Raw genomic sequence first — 380 nt, forward strand, 5'->3', positions numbered from 1 at the left:
AGCGCAAGGGCGATCCGATCGTCTTCGCGCAGGACGAGGGCATCCGCGCCGACACCACCGTCGAATCCCTCGGCAAACTGCGTCCCGCGTTCAGCAAGGACGGCACCATCACCGCCGGCTCCGCGTCGCCGATCTCCGACGGCGCCGCCGCCGTGGTCGTGATGAGCAAGGCCAAGGCCGAAGAACTCGGTGTGGCGTGGATCGCGGAGATCGGTGCCCACGGTGTGGTCGCGGGCCCCGATTCGACCCTGCAGTCCCAGCCGGCGCGGGCCATCGCGAAGGCCTGCGCGAAGGAAGGCATCAACCCCGCCGATCTCGATCTCGTCGAGATCAACGAGGCGTTCGCGGCCGTCGGTATCGCCTCCACGCGTGAGCTCGGC

The 380-nt window shown here is 69.2% G+C and carries 1 pseudogene; it reads left to right on the forward strand.

The features are described 5' to 3' along the window. A pseudogene (locus EEB13_RS31315) lies at positions 1-380 on the forward strand (acetyl-CoA C-acyltransferase); the annotation flags it as partial.

The sequence above is a fragment of the Rhodococcus sp. WS3 genome (assembly GCF_003797085.1).
Taxonomy (GTDB): domain Bacteria; phylum Actinomycetota; class Actinomycetes; order Mycobacteriales; family Mycobacteriaceae; genus Rhodococcus_F; species Rhodococcus_F globerula.